Below are 1,751 nucleotides of genomic sequence, written 5' to 3'. Positions count from 1 at the left end.
AATTCACCTGCTGGTGCAGATTCACCGAAGCTATTCATACCAATAACGCGACCATCAAAGCCTACGTATTTGTACCAGTAATCCGCAATACCGGCTTCGACTGCAACACGTGCTCTTACGTCAGATGGCAGTACCGATTCACGGTAAGCAGCATCTTGCTTATCAAACACATCCGTTGCTGGCATAGAGACAACACGTACTTTTTTGCCTTCAGCACTCAGTTGCGCTGCCGCTTCTACTGCTAATTCAACTTCTGAGCCTGTCGCAATTAAGATAAGCTCTGGTTGACCATCACAGTCAACTAAAACATAACCGCCTTTTGCGATATTCGCTACTTGAGCATCTGTTCGGGCTTGCTGTGCAAGATTTTGACGAGAGAAAATCAGCGAGGTTGGGCCATCTTTACGTTCAATCGCGAATTTCCACGCTACCGCCGATTCCACTTGGTCACATGGACGCCACGTGCTCATATTTGGCGTTAAACGAAGTGAAGAGACTTGCTCTACTGGTTGGTGGGTTGGACCATCTTCACCTAAACCAATTGAATCATGGGTGTACACTTGAATGTTTTGTACTTTCATTAATGCAGCCATGCGCAATGCATTACGAGCGTATTCCATAAACATAAGGAAGGTGGCGCCGTAAGGAACAAACCCACCGTGTAGAGCTAAACCATTCATAATGGCGGTCATGCCAAATTCGCGAACACCGTAATGAATATAGTTACCCGATGCATCGTCTGCTGACACCGATTTAGAACCAGACCACATGGTTAAGTTAGAAGGAGCAAGGTCAGCCGAGCCACCCATAAACTCAGGCAACATAGTACCAAACGCTTCTAATGCATTTTGTGACGCTTTACGCGAGGCAATATTGGCAGGATTCGCTTGCAAATCTGCAATAATTTGCGTGGTTTTTTGTTCCCATTCAGCAGGTAACTCACCGTTTATACGGCGGGTATATTCTGCTGCAAGTTCAGGATAAGCACTCGCATAAGCTGAAAATTTCTCGTTCCAAGCCGCTTCTTTCGCCACACCGGCTTCTTTTGCATCCCACTGCGCGTATATATCAGCAGGGATCTCAAAAGGCCCATGTTTCCAGCCTAGAGCTTCACGAGTCGCGGTAATTTCATCAGCACCTAAAGGAGCACCATGACAATCATGCGTGCCCGCTTTATTTGGCGAGCCAAAACCAATCACAGTTTTAGTACAAATCAATGTAGGTTTGCCTGTTTCCGCTTTTGCTGCTTCAATGGCTGCATTGATTGCCACTGGATCATGACCATCTACGGCAGGGATAACATGCCAACCATACGCTTCAAAACGCTTAGGTGTATCGTCGGAGAACCAACCTTCTACTTCACCATCAATAGAAATGCCATTGTCATCCCAAAAAGCAATCAGTTTACCCAGCCCTAATGTGCCAGCTAATGAACACGCTTCGTGTGAAATGCCTTCCATTAAACAACCGTCACCCATAAATACATAAGTATTATGGTCAACAATTTGATGTTCAGGTTTATTAAACTGCGCGGCCAAAGCTTTTTCCGCCAATGCCATACCCACACCGTTAGTGATGCCTTGACCTAAAGGTCCTGTCGTGGTTTCGATGCCAGGTGCATAACCATATTCTGGGTGACCCGGCGTTTTCGAATGTAATTGACGGAAGTTTTTCAAATCATCAATAGACAAGTCATAACCTGTCAAATGAAGCAGAGAATAAATCAGCATAGAGCCGTGACCGTTAGAAAG

The 1,751-nt window shown here is 45.7% G+C and carries 1 protein-coding gene; it reads right to left on the bottom strand.

Annotation, left to right across the window (positions count from 1 at the left end; translation table 11 throughout):
* Positions 1–1,751: transketolase (gene tkt / locus R3X26_RS18700; RefSeq protein WP_317718832.1), on the bottom strand; the 1,751-nt coding region annotated here is incomplete at both ends.

The sequence above is a fragment of the Vibrio sp. TH_r3 genome, assembly GCF_033101115.1.
GTDB lineage: Bacteria > Pseudomonadota > Gammaproteobacteria > Enterobacterales > Vibrionaceae > Vibrio.
The sequence above is the reverse complement of the archived record's forward strand: the minus strand, read 5'-3'. Positions and strand labels throughout refer to the sequence as shown.